Origin of the sequence: Methylobacterium sp. 2A (assembly GCF_009806555.1) — a bacterium.
Lineage (GTDB): Bacteria > Pseudomonadota > Alphaproteobacteria > Rhizobiales > Beijerinckiaceae > Methylobacterium.
The window spans coordinates 220,321-236,575 of sequence record NZ_VUOK01000040.1 but is presented as its reverse complement, the minus strand read 5'-3'; the positions used below and the strand labels follow the sequence as shown (position 1 = coordinate 236,575).

Sequence of the window (16,255 nt, the reverse complement as noted above, 5' to 3'; positions counted from 1 at the left end):
GACCCTACAGGCTCGGCAGGGAACTGCAACGTCCGATCGCCGCCCGCGATCAGGCGACCGCCTTCATCATTCCGGCCCGGCGCGGGATCGGACGCAGGAGGCTTTTCACCTGGGAGTAGGGGCGGGGGCGGTTGATCACCTCGTCGAGGCGCGACCAGAGGGTCTTGGGTGAGAAGGGCTTGGCGATGATCTCGTTGACGCCGAGCGCCACCGCGCGGTCCACGACGTTCCGGCGGGGCTGGGCGAGCATCAGGATGATCGGAATGGTGGGGCAGGGCGAGGTCGTGGGCGTGCGCGCGAGGCGGATGAACTCCTCGCCCGACAGGATCGACAGATCCCAGTCGATGATGCTGATGTCGGGCTTGCTCTCCGCCAGGACGCCCAGCGCCTCCGCACCGTCCGGCGCCTCCAGAACCCGCTTGATGCCGACGCGCATCAGCATGTCGCGCACGATTCGACGAATGTAGAGGCTCTCGTCGACGACAAGGGCCGAAAGATCGGGGAAGGTCGGGGTCGCGATCATGGCCGGTCGCAATGCGGGAGGCGGCACCGACGCTACCCGGGGACCGTTTGCGCTTCGCTAACACGTTCTCTCACATGCGAAAGATTGTGTCGGGCAGCGTGCGGTGCCTGCGTTGTTGACCGCAAGAAAGTAACGAAACGGGCGCGTTTGAGCCAAGAAGGTCCTTGCGGTCAAGGCCCGATTGCGTCAGGACTGGGGCGTTATTCTTGGTTACCGCGACCTGGGGTAATGATAGTGCGGGGCGTGGGCTGTCTGGGATGGCGCGCACGCGGTATTCGAGACAAGGGCGGCGGACGGTTTTTGCGAGCTTTCTATGGGACGTGGTCGTGATTTCAGAGGGCCGCAGAAGCGCGGCTTCGACGAGAGTGGCGAGCCGAGATGGCCTGACCAGGCTCCTCCCAGCGGCGGATTCGGCGGCGGGTACGGCGGTGGTGGTTTCGGGGGCGGTGGCGGCGGCTACGGCGGCGGCGGCGGTGGGTTCGACCGTGGTCCGTCCCGGGGCGCGGCACCGGTCGCTTCCGGGCCGGAGCGGGATGCTACGGTCAAGTGGTTCAACAAGGAGAAGGGCTTCGGCTTCGTCGAGCTGGGTGACGGCGGCGGCGACGCCTTCCTTCACATCCGCGCCGTCGAGGCAGCCGGCCATGCGGATCTGATGCCGGGAACCCGCCTGACGGTGACCACGGCACAGGGTCAGAAGGGCCCGCAGGTCACCAGCGTCACGAGCGTCGACACGTCCACGGCCGAGGCACCTGCGCCGCGCCGCGAGTTCCGTCCGCGCACCGGCGGCTACGGCGCGGCCGGCGGCGGCTATGGTGGCGGCGGTGGCGGCTATGGTGGTGGCGGCGGCGGCGGTGGCCGCTTCGCCAGCGGTCCCTCCGTGGAGATGACCGGCACCGTGAAGTGGTACGACCCGGCCAAGGGCTTCGGCTTCGTCTCGGTGAATGACGGCGGCAAGGACGTGTTCGTCCATCGCTCGGCCCTGTCCCGTGCCGGCCTCGATTCGCTGGCCGAGGGGCAGCAGGTCACCCTCGGCGTGGTCGAGGGTCAGAAGGGCCGCGAAGCCCAGAGCATCAACGTCGAAGACTAAGGCGATCGCGGCCGCTTTGCCGCCGCGATCCGCACGGAGAGAAGAGGGCGGCGGTTCCGGTCGGAGCCGTCGCTCACTTCGTTTTCAGAGTCCGCGATGCGCCGTATTCTGCTTTCGATGCTTCTCCTCGCCCTCCCCGGCGTGGCCCGTGCCGGGGATTTCACGGGCTTCTATGCCGGGATCAATGCCGGCTACGCCCGGGGCCATGAGCACGATCGGTCGACGAACGAATCGCCGTTGCTGATCGTCAAACCGGGTGCCGATCTGCCGCCGAGTGCGCGGGATGCGGCGCTGGCGCTGCACCGCTCCGAGCCGGGCCGCGTCGCTTCACCGTCCGGGCGCTGAGGCCCCTTGCTGCCTGCGTACGATCCTGCCGTCGTCTCGCGTGCGGTGATCGACCCGACCTGTTCGTCGATGTCGGTCGTGCATCCCCCTCCGGATGAGGGGCTGTCTGGCCGAGCGGGCCTTCCCGGTCTTCCATGGTGTTACGCACGGACAGTTCAGACTCGTTCTAAGTCCTTATCGCTTCACTGGAATCGTTCCGGAACATAGCCGTTGCGCCATCCCGGCGGTCGCGATTAGGTCGCGGCATGGGTTCACGGATACGCGAGGTGGCGCCATGAGCGCCGGTGGAGTGAACGCCCGTCGAGGCACGGTGCGCGCGTATCGGCTGGCGGTCGCTGCCCGGGTCCTCCTGGCCATCGTGGGGGGATACGGGGTCGCCGCCCTGGCGAGCGCGCTGCTGGCATTGGTTCTCCCAGTCGCCAGGCCCGAGGCCGTATCGACCGGCATGATCGCGAGCTTCGCCATCATGGCAGCGGCGGTGATCTGGGTTTTCGCCGCCCGAACCGTCGGGCGTGCCGCCCTGGTCCTGGGACTGGCCGCAGCGTCGCTGATCGCCGCCTTGTGGTGCGCGGGCGCGTTTCAGGCCGGGGGTGCCGCGTGAACCGGCCGAAAAGCTTCCGCCAGTCGATGGCATGGCTGCATACGTGGTCGGGCCTCGTGGTGGGCTGGGTCCTGTTCGCGATCTTCGTCACGGGCACTGCCAGCTACTACCGGACCGAGATCTCGCACTGGATGCGGCCGGAACTGCCGGACGCGATACCCGATCCCGTCGCCGCGGCGACCGGTGCGGGAACGTTCCTCCGAAAGACGATGCCCGAGGCCGCGGGTTGGTCCATCAAGCTGCCGAACGCCGACATGACGGCTGTCGAGGTCTACTGGTGGCAGACGATCGGCGGCCCGTTCCATCACGCTCTGCTCGATCCGGCGACCGGCGAGCGCTCGACGGTGCGGGACACACGCGGCGGCGATTTTCTCTACCGTTTCCACTTCGAGCTGAACATGCCGCCGATCTGGGGGCGGTGGATCGTCTCCGCCTGCGCGATGATCCTGTTGATCGCGCTCATATCCGGGATCGTGACCCACCGCCGGATCTTCGCCGACTTCTTCACCTTCCGGCGTGACCGCTCGGCGCAACGCGGCTGGCTCGACGCGCACAACGTCATGGGGGTCCTCGCGCTGCCGTTTCACCTGATGATCGTCTATACGGGCCTCGTCACGCTCGCGTCGATGCTGATGCCCTGGGCGGTGAAGACGGGCTACCACGGCGATATCCGGCGGTACTACGCGGATGCGGGCCTCATGATCGCCGGCCGCCCGCCGGCCGGGCGGCCGGGCGCGGGGCTGCCCCTCGGTGAGATCGTGTCGCGCGCCATTGCGGCGACCGGCGAGACGCCCGAACACGTAACGGTCTCGAATCCGGGCGACGCGGCAGCGACCGTGACCGCCTATTTCGAGGAACCGCCGGGCCTCGCCCATCTGCATCCCCAGATCGCCTACGATGCGGCGACCGGCGTGGAACTCGGACGTGTGGGCGAGGCCGGTGCGGCCACGCGGACCGGTGCCGTGATGATCGGCCTGCATGAGGCGCATTTTGCGGCCGCGCCGCTGCGGTTCCTGTTCTTCCTCTGCGGCCTCATGGGGGCCGGCACGGTGGCGACGGGGCTCGTGCTCTGGACCGTCGCGCGGGCTCCGAAGAACGCCGCTCCGGAGGGTCTTGGCCTGCGCCTCGTCCGCATCCTCAATCTCGGCACCATCGCCGGACTTCCTACGGGCCTCGCCGCCTACTTCCTCGCCAATCGGTTGCTCCCCGTCACGCTCGACGCTCGGGCGGATTGGGAGGTCGGGGCGTTCTTCACCGTCTGGGTGCTGGCGGCTATGGCGTCCGCACTCTACCCGCGGCCGCGGGCTTGGTCGATCGCTCTGACCGTGCCGGCCTTCGCCTTCCTGGCAATTCCGGTGATCGATTCCATGACCGCTGGCCAGGTCCGGTTCGTGGGCTTCGATGGTGCCATGGCGCTCCTGGGTCTGCTGCTGTTTCTCGCGGCGCGGCTCGCGGGGCGGCGTGCGCTCGCACGGCGCCCGGCCAAGGAGCGCCTGCATGGGACGGCTGAAGCGTGACCGCGCCGGCCCTGTTGCTGAGCCTCCTGCTCGCCTTCTCGGGCTTCTCTGCCCTCGCCTTGAGCCAGGATCGGCATCACCGGGCGGTGATCCGCACACCGGTCGCCCGATCCCGGATCAGGGGGTTGCGCGCGGCCGGCTGGTCGGGTCTCGGACTGTCCTTCGCCGCCGCGGTCACATCCGTCGGCTGGTGTTTCGGTCCCGTCCAGTGGATCGGCTCGCTCACCGGCTCGGCGCTCGCCGTGGTCGCCTTGATCGCGTATCGGCCGACAGCGCTCCGGGCCGCGGCCCTGGCGGCGATTCCGCTCGCCGCGCTGACGCTGCCGCTCGCCCTGATGCGGTGATCGCTCTGTTCGCAGGCATCCGCTCGATGCAGTTTTCCGGCGCGGAACGTCGTTGCAGCGTCAGAAAACCGACGCTTTCCACGACAGGAACCGCGCCCGTCATTGTCCCCTCGCGATCAGGATCGGATCGGCGTAGGATCCCGTCACTCGCGCACTGGCCAAAAGTCCACCTTGATTCGACAGGCCAAAAGCCATTGGCTGTGACCATAGCGGAACTGGATGCGGCCCGCGAAGCGGCCGCCCGAGCGTCAGCTAAAGCCTAAGAGCCGCGGTTCGCGAGGCCGGGGCCAATGGAGGGAACAGAGCGATGAACAAGCCGGAATTCCTCGGCGACTCCAAGGTCAGGTCGCCCTTCTCCGCCCGCTACGAGAACTTCATCGGCGGCCAGTGGGTCGCCCCTGCGGCCGGCCGCTATTTCGAGAATACCTCGCCGATCACCGGCAAGGTGATCTGCGAGGTCGCCCGCTCCGACGCGCAGGACGTCGAGAAGGCGCTGGATGCCGCCCACGCCGCCCGCGAAGCCTGGGGCCGGACGGCGCCGGCCGAGCGCGCCCGCATCCTCCTCAAGATGGCCGACCGGATGGAGGAGAATCTCGACCTTCTCGCGCTGGCCGAGACCTGGGACAACGGCAAGCCGATCCGCGAGACCACCAACGCCGACATCCCGCTGGCGATCGATCATTTCCGCTACTTCGCCGGCTGCGTGCGGGCGCAGGAGGGCTCGATCTCCGAGATCGATCACGACACGGTCGCCTACCACTTCCACGAGCCGCTGGGCGTCGTCGGCCAGATCATCCCGTGGAACTTCCCGATCCTGATGGCGGTGTGGAAGCTGGCGCCCGCGCTGGCGGCCGGAAACTGTGTGGTCCTGAAACCCGCCGAGCAGACCCCGGCCTCCGTGCTGGTGCTGGCCGAGTTGATCGGCGACCTGCTGCCCCCGGGCGTGCTCAACATCGTCAACGGCTTCGGCCTGGAGGCCGGCAAGCCGCTCGCCTCGTCGCCGCGGATCGCCAAGATCGCCTTCACGGGCGAGACGACCACCGGCCGCCTCATCATGCAATACGCCTCGCAGAACCTGATCCCGGTGACGCTGGAGCTCGGCGGAAAGTCGCCCAATATCTTCTTCGCCGACGTGGCCAACGAGGACGACGACTTCTTCGACAAGGCGCTGGAAGGCTTCACGATGTTTGCCCTGAACCAGGGCGAGGTCTGCACCTGCCCGAGCCGGGCGCTGGTCCACGAATCGATCTACGATCGCTTCATCGAGCGGGCGGTGAAGCGCGTCGAGGCGATCACGCAGGGCTCGCCGCTGGATCCGGCCACGATGATCGGCGCCCAGGCCTCGGGCGAGCAGATGGAGAAGATCCTCTCCTATATCGACATCGGCCGGCAGGAGGGGGCTCAGCTGCTCACGGGCGGCGAGCGCAACGTCAAGGACGGCGAGTTCGCCGAGGGCTTCTACGTGAAGCCGACGGTGTTCCGCGGCCACAACAAGATGCGCATCTTCCAGGAGGAGATTTTCGGGCCGGTCCTGTCGGTCACGACCTTCAAGGACGATGCCGAGGCGCTCTCCATCGCCAACGACACGCTCTACGGCCTCGGCGCCGGCGTCTGGACCCGCGATGGGACCCGCGCCTACCGCTTCGGCCGGGCGATCCAGGCCGGCCGCGTCTGGACGAACTGCTACCACGCCTACCCGGCCCACGCGGCCTTCGGCGGCTACAAGCAGTCCGGCATCGGCCGCGAGACCCACAAGATGATGCTCGATCACTACCAGCAGACCAAGAACATGCTGGTCAGCTACTCGGCCAAGAAGCTCGGCTTCTTCTGAGCTTCTTCCCGGGTTGATCCCCCGAGACAACTTCAGCCCCAGCCGCAAGGCCGGGGCTTTTTCGAAGCTGGCGTCAGTGCTTCAGGCACGATGCGGCGATCGCAGCCGATTTCCGGTCGTGGAGACTGATCGTGCGGCCGGCCACGGGGTGGCGGACCTCCTCGCCCTGATTGGCCTCGGCCCGCTCAAGCTCCCAAAGGCGCGCCCTCACTGCCCCCTCGGCATAGCAGGCGCAGAACGTTGACCGGTCCGCAATCACGGCATCGGGCGGCGCCACCCATTCGACATGGTTCAGACAGGTCCGCAGCTCAGCTGCGTGTGCGGGCGCATCGACAGCCTCGCGCCCCAGGGCGGGAACGCTCGCCAGCGCCGCGAGCACCAGGATCGACCGGCCGATCAATAGACGCCGTACCCGAAACCCTCGAAGGGCACGTTGGCGATGGAGCCGGGCGGCATCGGGCCGGCATCGGCGCTCACGCTCGGCACGTCGTCGGGCGGCCCATCCCAGCCGACGACGCCCATCGGGTTATCGGGTGTGACGTTCGGGTTCCCGGCGACATGCCATGCGTGTTGGAGGAACAGCGGCTGGGTCCGGGGCTGGACCCGCAGCGTCAGCGGATCCGCGCTGGCCGGACCCGCCAGGATCGCGGCGAGGACGACGGCCAGACAAGGGGCGGCTTTTCGTGGTTTCATGATGCGATCAGCCTGCAGGGCTCTCCAAGTCGCCCCGATGGGGCGCATTCTCGGCGAGCAACGCGGTCCTGAGGGATTTGGCACCAGCTTGGCTGTTCTGGTGACGCGAATGTGGAAATCCTGCGCTGCGCACGCATATCGATCATCGTGTTGAGGAGGATTGCATGGGCCTGAATGCAGGGAGCGAGGCCACGACCGCCGAGCAGGTCGGTGCCGACGGCACGCCGCTGCGGGTCACCGCGACGCCGAAGGCCCTGGAGCTCATCGAGGAACTTCGCGCCGAGTACGGCCCGGTGATGTTCCACCAGTCGGGCGGCTGCTGCGATGGCTCCTCGCCGATGTGCTACCCGGTCGGCGACTTCCTCGTCGGCGACGGCGACGTGCATCTCGGCCAGGTCGGCGGTGCGGATTTCTACATCAGCCGGTCGCAATTCGGGGTCTGGAAGCACACGCACCTGATCCTGGACGTGGTGCCGGGCCGCGGCGGCATGTTCTCGCTTGAGAATGGCCGAGAGAAGCGGTTCCATATCCGCTCGCGCCTGTTCTCGGACGCCGAGAACCGCGCTCTGGAAGGCGCCTGCAAGCTCTGACGGAGCCACCCATGGCAACTGTGACGCTTCTGAGTGATGCCGAAGCCGAGGCGGATCCGCGAGTCCGAGCGGTCTTCGCGGATATCCGGACCACCCGCGGCTCGGAGTTCATCAACAATTTCTGGCGGGGACTCGCCAACGATCCCGCCCTGCTGGAGCGGACCTGGACCGGGCTCAAGGCCGTCATGGGACCCGGGACGCTCGATCCGCTGACCAAGGAACTGGTCTATATCGCGGTCTCGATCGCGAATGGCTGCCCCTACTGCATCCACTCGCACACGGCCGCGGCGCGGGCGAAGGGCTTGACGCCAGAGCAGCACGGCGAGTTCCTGGCGGTGGTCGGCATGGCGAACCAGACCAATGCGCTGGTGAACGGCATGCAGCTTCCCGTCGATTCCGCCTTCAGGGTGGGAGAGGGCGCATGAGTTTCGGTTCCGATACCCCGGAGGGGGGGCTGCGCGTGGTGCGTGAGAGCGCCCCGTTCCGCGGCAAGCAGGGGCACCTCTACCGTCCGGCGATCTCGGCCGAGGCGGTCGGCTCGAAGGCGCTGCACATGCAGCTGCTGGAAATTCCCCCCGGCGAGCGCGCGCACGCGCACAAGCACGAATCGCACGAGACCGCGATCTACGTCCTGTCGGGTGTGTCGGGCTGCTTCTGGGGCGAGCGCCTGGAGCATCATGCGATCGCGGGGGCTGGCGAGTTCGTCTACATCGCCGCGGACGTGCCGCACCTGCCCTACAACCGCAGCCAATCCGAGCCGGTCACGGCCGTGATCGCCCGGACCGATCCGAACGAGCAGGAGAGCGTCGTCCTGCTGCCGGAACTGGAAGCCGGCGTCGACTGGTCGAAGGCCGAGGGATAGCGCCTCAGCGCTGCTCGATCCGCTCGTTGGCGAGCCGCTCGGCGCGTGCCCGTTCGTCCGCGGAGAGGCCCGAGAGGGTCTGATCCAGCCACGCATCCGACAGACCCTGGCCCGCCGCAGCGAGATTCCAGGCGGCGGCCTCGACCGGATTCTTGGTCACCCCGCGGCCGACCGCGTAGAGCCGCGCGATGCGATTCTGCGCGATCGCGTTCCCCCGCGAGGCGGCGTGCAGGAAGTAGCGAGCCGCCGAACGCTCGTCCTTGGTGACGCCGTTCCCGTTGAACAGCAGGATGGCGTACTCGATCTCGCTGGCCAGATCGCCATTGTCGGCGCCACGCCGGAACAGGGATGCCGCCTTGCTGGCATCCTTGGGCACGCCGCGGCCCTGGAGGTAGAGCACGCCCAGATCGTGCTGCGCCGGGCCGATCTCGGCATCGGCCGCCTTGCGGAATTGCGCGGCCGCGGCCGCCTCGTCTGCCGGAGTGCCCGTTCCGAGCAGGATCAATCCGAGATTGTAGGCTGCCGTGGGTGAGCCGTGGGCTGTCGCCTGTTCCAGCCAGCGACGACCGGCCTTCGCATCTTTCGGCATGCCGCGGCCGTCGAGCGCCATCAGACCCAGGGACGACATGGCGGCGGCATCGTTCTGAGCCGCAGCCAGACGATACCAATCGGCGGCTTTGACCGGATCCTGCTTCACTCCGAGACCCTGGTTGTACAGCTCACCCAGCAGCGTCATCGCGGCGGCGTCCTTGGGGTTCGCCTCGATGCGCTTGGTTGCCTCCCGGAAGGCGGTGACGTACTGCCCGCGCTGATACGCGCCATAGGCGAGATCCGCCGGCTGGCCGTTAGCGGGCGGGACCGCGCCGCGGGTGTAGTTCGGCGTGTAGGGGCTCGGTAGTTCCGGCATCGGCTTCTTGCCGGGTCCGGCATTGGGCGAGCCGATCGGCTGTGACGCGCCCTTCGACGGATCGCTCGGACCGGCTGCCCAGGTCGGCACAGCCCACAGCGCGCCGACGAGGGCGAGCGCGGGATAGATCGCGCGCCTCATCGCGCCGGCCCCCGCGAGAGCGCGTTCTGCGCTTGACCGACGGCGGCGGGATCGGACAGCCAGAGCCCGCTCTCAAGCCCGATGAACTCCGCGCCCGTCGCGGCGAGGGGGCCGATGGTGTCGGCGCTCGTCGCGACGGCGATGCACGGCGTCTCAAAAATCTCGGCCCACCACGCGACACGCGCCAGCACCGTCTCGGCGTCGGGCGCCACGCCGTCCGGATAGAGGCCGCCGAACATCAGGTAATCGACCCCGGCTTCGCCGGCTTCCATGGCGGCGTGCTTGGTCTCCGTGCCGCCGACCCCCAGGATGCGGCCGTCCCGCAACCGGTCCCGGATGTCCCTCAGGTCGCGGGGCTTGTCGATATGGACGCCGTCGGCGCCGCCGCGGATCGCCACCGTCGCGAGATCGCCGGTGAAGCCCGGGCAGGCCACCACCAGCGCCGCCCCGTGCTCCTGGGCCACCGGCGCCACCTGCTTGACCTGCGCGGTGAGCCCGCGCTCGTCGGTGGCGGCGAGACGCAGGATCACGGCCGCCACGTCGCCCGCGCCGCAGGCGGCACGGAGGGCCGCCACGAAAGCCTCCGTGCCGGCCGCGTCGAGGCCATGCGGCCCGAGCAGGGCGAGACGCGTATCGTTACTCATCGCGACGGCCCGGACGCTCTCAGCGCGCGCCGATCTTCGGATCGAGCGCGCCGCTCGCGTAGCGCTTGGCCATTTCGGCCACCGAGATCGGACGGATCTTCGAGCCCTTGCCGGCCGTGCCGAACTCCTCGAAGCGCTGCTTGCAGAGCTTGGTCATCGCCTCCATGGCGGGCTTCAGGTACTTGCGCGGGTCGAATTCCGACGGGTTTTCGGTCAGCACCTTCCGGATCTGACCCGTCATCGCCATCCGGTTGTCGGTGTCGATGTTGATCTTGCGCACGCCGTGCTTGATGCCGCGCTGGATCTCCTCGACCGGCACGCCCCAGGTCGGCTTCATCTGGCCGCCATACTGGTTGATGATGTCCTGGAGGTCCTGCGGGACCGACGAGGAGCCGTGCATGACGAGGTGGGTCGTCGGCAGGCGCCGGTGGATCTCCTCGATCACGTTCATCGCCAGCACCTCGCCATCGGGCTTGCGGGTGAACTTGTAGGCGCCGTGACTCGTGCCCATCGCCACGGCCAGAGCATCGACCTTGGTGGCCTCGACGAACTTCACCGCCTCGTCCGGATCGGTGAGGAGCTGGTCGTGGCTCAGGGTGCCCTCGGCGCCGTGGCCGTCCTCGGCCTCGCCCTGGCCGCTCTCCAGCGAGCCGAGCACGCCGAGCTCGCCCTCGACGGAGACGCCGGCCCAATGGGCCATCTTGGTCACGTTGCGGGTGATCTCGACGTTGTAGTTGTAGTCGGCCGGCGTCTTGCCGTCGGCCTTGAGAGAGCCGTCCATCATCACCGAGGTGAAGCCGTACTGGATCGCGGTGGCGCAGGTGGCTTCGTTGTTGCCGTGGTCGAGATGCATGCAGACCGGGATGTGCGGGTAGATCTCGACGAGACCGTCGATCAGCTTGGCCAGCACCACATCGTTGGCGTAGGCGCGGGCTCCGCGGCTCGCCTGGAGGATCACCGGAGAATCCGTGGCGTCGGCGGCCGCCATGATGGCGAGCCCCTGTTCCATGTTGTTCAGGTTGAAGGCGGGCACGCCGTACTCGTGCTCGGCCGCATGATCCAGAAGCTGCCTGAGGGTGATGCGTGCCATGCTCTCATGCCTTCCAGTGAGGGGTCGCTTCGGGCCAGGGCGGCAACGGCCCGATCAAAGTCCGGCCGATCTAGAGCATGTGGTGGGCGAGGGAAACCGTCATCTTCGAAGAACAGCGTGCGTTTCCAATACACTACATGAGGCCGGCGGGAGGCGGGCGGGTTCGGGCCAGCCGGACGGCAAACCCGGCCGGTTCGGCCCCGGGACGGCACGCCTTCACCACGGGCCGGGCGAAGCGGACATCACCGCGCGAATCGATGCGCCTGCGTCGGGTCTCGACACCGCTCGACGCGAGTCATGCTTGAGCTGCATGACAACCCGATCACGGCAGCGTTCGTGACCGGATGAATCTCAGCCTAATGTGCATCGAGGGCGGGCGTGACCGGAACAGCCTGAGGAGGGATGCCATGAGTCCGCATGCAGCGGATCCGCACGCGGTAGGGGAACGCATCCGTTGCCCTCGCCTGCGCGACAGGGTCGTCTCGGCCGAGGAGGCCGCAGGCCATATCACGGACGGCATGATGGTCGGCATGAGCGGCTTTACCCGAGCCGGCGAGGCCAAGGCGGTTCCGGTGGCGCTCGCGGCACGGGCCCGACATGCGCCGTTCTCGATTACCCTGGTGACGGGCGCTTCCCTCGGCAACGACCTCGACAAGCAGCTCGCGGAGGCACACGTCCTCGCCCGCCGGATGCCGTTCCAGGCCGACCCGACCCTGCGCCGGGCGATCAACGCCGGCGAGGTGATGTTCATCGACCAGCACCTGTCCGAAACGGTCGAGCATCTGCGAACCGATCAGCTCGGACCGCTGGACGTGGCGGTGGTGGAGGCCGTGGGGATCACCGCCGATGGCGGCATCATCCCGACCACCTCGGTCGGCAATTCCGCGTCCTTCGCCATCCTGGCGAAGAAGGTCATCGTCGAGATCAACCTGTCGCAGCCGATGGCGCTGGAGGGTCTGCACGACATCTACATCCCAACCCGCCGGCCGTTCCGCGAGCCGATCCCGGTGGTGAGCGCGCAGAGCCGCGTGGGACTCCCCTTCATCCCCGTGCCCCCGGAGAAGATCGCGGCCATCGTCATCACTGAGAAGCGCGATTCGGCCTCCACCGTGCTGCCGCCGGACGCGGAGACCGCTGCGATTGCCGGTCATCTCATGGGGTTCCTCGAGCGTGAGGTGAGCAAGGGCCGCCTGACGACGAGCCTGCAGCCGCTCCAGGCGGGCATCGGCACCATCGCGAATGCGGTGATGACCGGCTTCATCGACAGCCCGTTCCATGATCTGACCATGTATTCCGAGGTGCTGCAGGATTCGACCTTCGACCTGTTCGATGCGGGCAAGCTCACCTTCGCCTCGGGCTCCTCCATCACCCTGTCGGAAACGCGGGGCGAGCAGGTGATGGAGGCCATCGCGCGCTACAAGCCCCACCTGATCCTGCGCCCGCAGGAGATCTCCAACCACCCCGAGGTCATCCGCCGGCTGGGCATCATCGCAATCAACACCGCGCTGGAATTCGATCTCTACGGCAACGTCAATTCCACCCATGTGGGCGGCACCCACATGATGAACGGCATCGGCGGCTCCGGCGACTTCGCACGCAACGCCTACCTCTCGGTCTTCGTCACGAAATCCGTCGCCCGGAACGGGACGCTGTCCTGCGTGGTCCCGATGGTCAGCCATGTCGATCACACCGAGCACGACGTGGACGTGGTGGTGACGGAAAACGGCCTCGCCGATCTGCGCGAGCTCGCCCCACGGGAGCGCGCGAGGGCGATCCTGGATGCCTGCGTCCACCCGCTCTATCGCGACGCGCTGCAAGATTATTACGACCGCGCCTTGTCCCGGCAGGGCCACACGCCGCACCTGATCGAGGAGGCGCTGTCGTGGCACAGCCGCGTGCGCGAGACCGGCAGCATGTTGGCGCCCACGCAGGCCGCCGCGCAGTAACACGGTTGAGGATGAGGGTTTCTGTTTATCGGTTGATGGCTCGGAGCCGTGCCCGATCGCTTCGCACATGGTGCACGACAGTCGCGCGCCGACGCGTTTGACGGGCACGATCTTCCCCCTCTCCGGACGGGAAGAGGGTCGGGGTGAGGGACGAGGACGTTCAGGATCGAGCGTGCCCGCGCCGCTGACGCAACGCGCTCTCTTGAGCCGAACCGGCGGCCACTCCGGCGGAGAGCGCTCACACTCAACCCGTACGCGTCCGCCGGCTTTGCGGGCGGGCGCGACGCAAGCCGGTCGGCGCCCCATCATCGCGAGAATCCCGGCTGCCGGGAGGAGCGACCGACGATCGCGGCGGCGCGCCTCAGCCTCGCAGGGCCTCGACGCCCGGCAGGGCCTTGCCCTCCAGCCATTCGAGGAAAGCGCCGCCCGCGGTGGACACGTAGGTGAAATCCCCGGCCACGCCCGCGTGGTTGAGGGCCGCGACCGTGTCGCCGCCGCCCGCCACCGAGACCAGCTGCCCGGCCTTCGTGCGCGACGCCGCATGCTTGGCGGCGGCCACCGTGGCGGCGTCGAAGGGGGCCAGTTCGAAGGCACCCAGGGGGCCGTTCCAGACGAGCGTCTTGGCGCTGTCGATCGCAGCGTTGATCTCGGCGACCGAGCGCGGGCCGGCATCGAGGATCATGCTGGCTTCCGGCACGGCATCGACCGGCACCGTCTCGTGCGGCGCCTGGGCCTTGAACTCCGTGGCGGCCACCGCATCCACCGGCAGGATGATCCGGCAGCCGGCCTTCTCGGCGGCGGCCAGGATGCGGGTGGCGGTCTCGGCGAGATCCTTCTCGCACAGCGACTTGCCGACCGCCTTGCCCTGCGCGTGCAGGAACGTGTTGGCCATGCCGCCGCCGATCACCAGCATGTCGACCTTGGCGACGAGATTTTCGAGGAGGTCGATCTTGGATGACACCTTGGCACCGCCGACCAGAGCAATCACCGGGCGTTGCGGCGATTCCAGGCCCTTGGTCAGGGCGTCGAGCTCGGCCTGCATCTCGCGACCGGCATAGGCCGGCAGGCGGTGCGCCAGACCCTCCGTGGAGGCATGGGCGCGGTGTGCCGCCGAGAAGGCCTCGTTGACGTAGACGTCGCCGTTCGCCGCCAGCGCATCGGCAAAGGCCGCCTCGTTCTTCTCCTCGCCCGCGTGGAAGCGGGTGTTCTCGAGGAGCAGCACGTCGCCGTCCTTCAGCGCCGCCACCGCCTTCGCGGCTTCCTCACCGATGCAGTCCGGCGCGAAGGCAACCGAGCGGCCCAGGGCTTTGCCGAGCGCCGGAACCACCGGCTCCAGGGAGTCCTTCGGCTCGCGCTTGCCCTTCGGCCGGCCGAAATGCGCCAGCAGGATCACCTTCGCGCCCTGCTCGGCGACTTCGCGGATCGTCGGCGCCACGCGCTCGATGCGGGTCGCGTCGGTGACGCGCCCGTTCTCCATGGGCACGTTGAGATCGACGCGCATCAGAACCCGCTTGCCCTTGAGGGAGCCGGCATCGTCGAGGGTGCGGAAGGCGCTCATGGGGTCCTGTGTCGGTCGGTGGATTACTGGGCGGTCGTGCCGATCGCGGCCGGCTGCGGCAGGAGCCGAACGAGATTCAACCGTTCCACCGCGACCATCAGCACGACGGTCAGGATGGCGGTGATCACGGCGGTCAGGACCAACGCGCCGGTCCCGGGAAGCCGCCGCGTCCGCTCCGCGATCCCACGCATCTCCGCCCGGAGGGCCGCGAGATCGGTCTGCCGGGCGGATTCGTTCATCCGGCTGGTCGCGTTCTCGACCTTGTCCTCGACGCGCGACAGCAAGGCCTCGGACCGGGCATACTTGTCCTCGATCCGCGAACATTTGTCCTCGATCCGCGCGAGCTGATCGAAGAGCTGGTTCGCCGGAAGGGCGTTGGACGGTGCAGCGGCGGCCGGCGGCGGAAGAGGGGCGGGCGGCACGGCCTTCGGCGTGGCCGTATTCGGTGCGGTCGACGGGGCCTGCGAAGCGTCGGTCATCCCTGGCGAGTTCCCGGTTCGTGATGAGGCCGCCCGATCGGGCGAACGGCCGCCGTCCTGTCACGGGACGGCGGCCGTTCGCAAGCCGACTCAGATGAGTTTGGCCATCGCCACGGCGGTATCGGCCATGCGGTTCGAGAAGCCCCACTCGTTGTCGTACCAGGACAGGATGCGCACGAAGGTGCCGTCCATGACCTTGGTCTGGTCGAGGTGGAAGGTCGACGAATGCGGGTCGTGGTTGAAGTCGATGGAGACGTTCGGCCGGTCGGTCACGCCGAGCACGCCCTTGAGCGGGCCCGCGGCGGCGGCCTTGATGGCATCGTTGATCTCCTGGACCGAGGTCGCGCGCTTGGCCGTGAACACGAGATCGACCGCCGAGACGTTCGGGGTCGGAACGCGGATCGCGGTCCCGTCGAGCTTGCCCTTCAGCTCCGGCAGGACGAGGCCGACCGCCTTGGCGGCGCCGGTCGAGGTCGGGATCATCGAGAGCGCCGCGGCGCGGGCGCGGTAGAGATCCTTGTGCATCTGGTCCAGCGACGGCTGGTCGTTGGTGTAGGAGTGGATCGTGGTCATGAAGCCGCGCTCGATGCCCACGGCCTCGTCCAGCACCTTCGCCACGGGGGCGAGGCAGTTCGTGGTGCAGGAGGCGTTCGAGACCACGAGATGCTCGCCGGTCAGCTTGTCGTGATTGACGCCGTAGACCACCGTCAGATCCGCGCCGTCGGCCGGGGCCGAGACGAGCACGCGCTTGGCGCCGGCGTCGAGATGGGCCTTGGCCTTGTCCTTCGAGGTGAAGATGCCGGTGCATTCGAGCGCGATGTCGACGCCGAGATCGCGATGCGGCAGCTCGGCCGGGTTGCGCACGGCGGTGACCTTGATGCGCTTGCCGTTCACCACCAGGAACTCGCCGTCCACCGCGACCTCACCGGGGAAGCGGCCATGCACGGAGTCGAAGCGGAGGAGGTGCGCGTTGGTCTCCACCGGGCCGAGATCGTTGATCGCCACGACCTCGATGTCGCTGCGGCCGGCTTCCGCGATCGCGCGCAGGACGTTGCGGCCGATGCGGCCGAACCCGTTGATGGCAACCTTCGTCACGG

General features: G+C 68.2%; 19 protein-coding genes. 10 read left to right on the top strand and 9 right to left on the bottom strand.

Features of this window, described 5'->3' with window-relative positions:
- Positions 1–49 precede the first annotated feature (49 nt).
- The gene (locus FVE89_RS19570; protein WP_160535872.1) at positions 50–523 is read right to left on the bottom strand and encodes a response regulator; all 474 of its coding nucleotides are present in this window, start codon (positions 521–523) and stop codon (positions 50–52) included.
- A gap of 313 nt (positions 524–836) precedes the next feature.
- Here FVE89_RS19570 and FVE89_RS31550 point away from each other — a divergent pair, with 313 nt between their 5' ends.
- From FVE89_RS31550 to adh, 6 genes are all read left to right on the top strand, one after another.
- Complete coding sequence (locus tag FVE89_RS31550) at positions 837–1,610, top strand: cold shock domain-containing protein (RefSeq protein WP_160535870.1); 774 nt, start codon at positions 837–839, stop codon at positions 1,608–1,610.
- A gap of 96 nt (positions 1,611–1,706) precedes the next feature.
- Complete coding sequence (locus FVE89_RS19560) at positions 1,707–1,955, top strand: hypothetical protein (RefSeq protein WP_160535867.1); 249 nt, start codon at positions 1,707–1,709, stop codon at positions 1,953–1,955.
- A gap of 274 nt (positions 1,956–2,229) precedes the next feature.
- The gene (locus FVE89_RS19555; RefSeq protein ID WP_160535865.1) at positions 2,230–2,556 is read left to right on the top strand and encodes an iron transporter; all 327 of its coding nucleotides are present in this window, start codon (positions 2,230–2,232) and stop codon (positions 2,554–2,556) included.
- A 26-nt stretch (positions 2,557–2,582) separates the two neighbouring features.
- Positions 2,583–4,073 carry a PepSY-associated TM helix domain-containing protein gene (locus FVE89_RS19550; protein ID WP_160535972.1) on the top strand — a complete coding sequence of 497 codons (1,491 nt, stop codon included), beginning with the start codon at positions 2,583–2,585 and terminating at the stop codon, positions 4,071–4,073.
- Positions 4,070–4,417 (top strand): DUF3325 domain-containing protein, encoded by a 348-nt coding sequence (locus FVE89_RS19545; protein WP_160535863.1) that lies wholly within the window; start codon positions 4,070–4,072, stop codon positions 4,415–4,417. Before FVE89_RS19550 ends, FVE89_RS19545 begins: the two co-directional genes overlap by 4 nt.
- A gap of 307 nt (positions 4,418–4,724) precedes the next feature.
- The gene (gene adh / locus FVE89_RS19540; RefSeq protein ID WP_160535861.1) at positions 4,725–6,248 is read left to right on the top strand and encodes an aldehyde dehydrogenase; all 1,524 of its coding nucleotides are present in this window, start codon (positions 4,725–4,727) and stop codon (positions 6,246–6,248) included.
- A gap of 73 nt (positions 6,249–6,321) precedes the next feature.
- On the opposite strand, the gene FVE89_RS19535 is transcribed toward adh, so the two are convergent.
- Together FVE89_RS19535 and FVE89_RS19530 are read right to left on the bottom strand one after the other, a co-directional pair.
- The gene (locus FVE89_RS19535) at positions 6,322–6,648 is read right to left on the bottom strand and encodes a hypothetical protein (protein WP_210254064.1); all 327 of its coding nucleotides are present in this window, start codon (positions 6,646–6,648) and stop codon (positions 6,322–6,324) included.
- Positions 6,645–6,941, bottom strand: coding sequence for a hypothetical protein (locus tag FVE89_RS19530; protein ID WP_160535857.1), 297 nt, complete (start codon positions 6,939–6,941; stop codon positions 6,645–6,647). The genes FVE89_RS19535 and FVE89_RS19530 overlap by 4 nt, the downstream gene beginning before the upstream one ends.
- Before the next feature lie 164 nt (positions 6,942–7,105).
- On the opposite strand from FVE89_RS19530, the gene FVE89_RS19525 reads away from it, so the two are divergent.
- Genes FVE89_RS19525 through FVE89_RS19515 form a run of 3 tightly spaced genes read left to right on the top strand, consistent with a single transcriptional unit; the run spans position 7,106 to position 8,393 of the window.
- On the top strand, positions 7,106–7,531 hold the full coding sequence (locus tag FVE89_RS19525; protein ID WP_160535856.1) for a DUF779 domain-containing protein: 426 nt from the start codon (positions 7,106–7,108) through the stop codon (positions 7,529–7,531).
- A gap of 11 nt (positions 7,532–7,542) precedes the next feature.
- Entirely contained in the window at positions 7,543–7,956 is a 414-nt protein-coding gene (locus FVE89_RS19520) for a carboxymuconolactone decarboxylase family protein (RefSeq protein ID WP_160535854.1), read from the top strand.
- On the top strand, positions 7,953–8,393 hold the full coding sequence (locus FVE89_RS19515) for a cupin domain-containing protein (protein WP_160535852.1): 441 nt from the start codon (positions 7,953–7,955) through the stop codon (positions 8,391–8,393). Before FVE89_RS19520 ends, FVE89_RS19515 begins: the two co-directional genes overlap by 4 nt.
- A 4-nt stretch (positions 8,394–8,397) precedes the next feature.
- On the opposite strand, the gene FVE89_RS19510 is transcribed toward FVE89_RS19515, so the two are convergent.
- From FVE89_RS19510 to fba, 3 genes are read right to left on the bottom strand one after another with little or no spacing between them, the layout of a single operon-like run.
- The gene (locus FVE89_RS19510) at positions 8,398–9,441 is read right to left on the bottom strand and encodes a tetratricopeptide repeat protein (protein WP_160535850.1); all 1,044 of its coding nucleotides are present in this window, start codon (positions 9,439–9,441) and stop codon (positions 8,398–8,400) included.
- A complete protein-coding gene (locus tag FVE89_RS19505) occupies positions 9,438–10,085 on the bottom strand; it encodes a thiamine phosphate synthase (RefSeq protein WP_160535848.1) in 648 nt (215 codons plus the stop codon). The genes FVE89_RS19510 and FVE89_RS19505 overlap by 4 nt, the downstream gene beginning before the upstream one ends.
- 19 nt (positions 10,086–10,104) lie before the next feature.
- Complete coding sequence (gene fba / locus FVE89_RS19500) at positions 10,105–11,175, bottom strand: class II fructose-bisphosphate aldolase (protein WP_091714358.1); 1,071 nt, start codon at positions 11,173–11,175, stop codon at positions 10,105–10,107.
- 407 nt (positions 11,176–11,582) lie between these two features.
- Here fba and FVE89_RS19495 point away from each other — a divergent pair, with 407 nt between their 5' ends.
- Complete coding sequence (locus FVE89_RS19495) at positions 11,583–13,121, top strand: acetyl-CoA hydrolase/transferase family protein (protein WP_160535846.1); 1,539 nt, start codon at positions 11,583–11,585, stop codon at positions 13,119–13,121.
- 361 nt (positions 13,122–13,482) lie between these two features.
- Here the strand turns inward: FVE89_RS19495 and FVE89_RS19490 are convergent, their stop codons facing one another.
- From FVE89_RS19490 to gap, 3 genes are all read right to left on the bottom strand, one after another.
- Positions 13,483–14,679: a phosphoglycerate kinase gene (locus FVE89_RS19490; protein ID WP_160535844.1), complete on the bottom strand. Its 1,197-nt coding sequence runs from the start codon at positions 14,677–14,679 to the stop codon at positions 13,483–13,485.
- A 23-nt stretch (positions 14,680–14,702) separates the two neighbouring features.
- The gene (locus FVE89_RS19485) at positions 14,703–15,158 is read right to left on the bottom strand and encodes a hypothetical protein (RefSeq protein ID WP_160535842.1); all 456 of its coding nucleotides are present in this window, start codon (positions 15,156–15,158) and stop codon (positions 14,703–14,705) included.
- A 90-nt stretch (positions 15,159–15,248) separates the two neighbouring features.
- On the bottom strand, positions 15,249–16,253 hold the full coding sequence (gap, locus tag FVE89_RS19480; RefSeq protein ID WP_160535840.1) for a type I glyceraldehyde-3-phosphate dehydrogenase: 1,005 nt from the start codon (positions 16,251–16,253) through the stop codon (positions 15,249–15,251).
- Positions 16,254–16,255 lie beyond the last annotated feature (2 nt).

What these genes read in the sequence shown, in the direction of transcription:
- FVE89_RS19495 (WP_160535846.1), top strand. Translation starts at nt 11,583, where the DNA reads ATGAGTCCGCATGCAGCGGATCCGCACGCGGTAGGGGAACGCATCCGT.
- FVE89_RS19550 (WP_160535972.1), top strand. Translation starts at nt 2,583, where the DNA reads ATGGCATGGCTGCATACGTGGTCGGGCCTCGTGGTGGGCTGGGTCCTG.
- adh (WP_160535861.1), top strand. Translation starts at nt 4,725, where the DNA reads ATGAACAAGCCGGAATTCCTCGGCGACTCCAAGGTCAGGTCGCCCTTC.
- FVE89_RS19510 (WP_160535850.1), bottom strand. Translation starts at nt 9,441, where the DNA reads ATGAGGCGCGCGATCTATCCCGCGCTCGCCCTCGTCGGCGCGCTGTGG.
- fba (WP_091714358.1), bottom strand. Translation starts at nt 11,175, where the DNA reads ATGGCACGCATCACCCTCAGGCAGCTTCTGGATCATGCGGCCGAGCAC.
- FVE89_RS19570 (WP_160535872.1), bottom strand. Translation starts at nt 523, where the DNA reads ATGATCGCGACCCCGACCTTCCCCGATCTTTCGGCCCTTGTCGTCGAC.
- FVE89_RS19505 (WP_160535848.1), bottom strand. Translation starts at nt 10,085, where the DNA reads ATGAGTAACGATACGCGTCTCGCCCTGCTCGGGCCGCATGGCCTCGAC.
- FVE89_RS19530 (WP_160535857.1), bottom strand. Translation starts at nt 6,941, where the DNA reads ATGAAACCACGAAAAGCCGCCCCTTGTCTGGCCGTCGTCCTCGCCGCG.
- FVE89_RS19490 (WP_160535844.1), bottom strand. Translation starts at nt 14,679, where the DNA reads ATGAGCGCCTTCCGCACCCTCGACGATGCCGGCTCCCTCAAGGGCAAG.
- FVE89_RS19560 (WP_160535867.1), top strand. Translation starts at nt 1,707, where the DNA reads ATGCGCCGTATTCTGCTTTCGATGCTTCTCCTCGCCCTCCCCGGCGTG.
- FVE89_RS19525 (WP_160535856.1), top strand. Translation starts at nt 7,106, where the DNA reads ATGGGCCTGAATGCAGGGAGCGAGGCCACGACCGCCGAGCAGGTCGGT.
- FVE89_RS19520 (WP_160535854.1), top strand. Translation starts at nt 7,543, where the DNA reads ATGGCAACTGTGACGCTTCTGAGTGATGCCGAAGCCGAGGCGGATCCG.
- FVE89_RS31550 (WP_160535870.1), top strand. Translation starts at nt 837, where the DNA reads ATGGGACGTGGTCGTGATTTCAGAGGGCCGCAGAAGCGCGGCTTCGAC.
- FVE89_RS19515 (WP_160535852.1), top strand. Translation starts at nt 7,953, where the DNA reads ATGAGTTTCGGTTCCGATACCCCGGAGGGGGGGCTGCGCGTGGTGCGT.
- FVE89_RS19485 (WP_160535842.1), bottom strand. Translation starts at nt 15,158, where the DNA reads ATGACCGACGCTTCGCAGGCCCCGTCGACCGCACCGAATACGGCCACG.
- FVE89_RS19555 (WP_160535865.1), top strand. Translation starts at nt 2,230, where the DNA reads ATGAGCGCCGGTGGAGTGAACGCCCGTCGAGGCACGGTGCGCGCGTAT.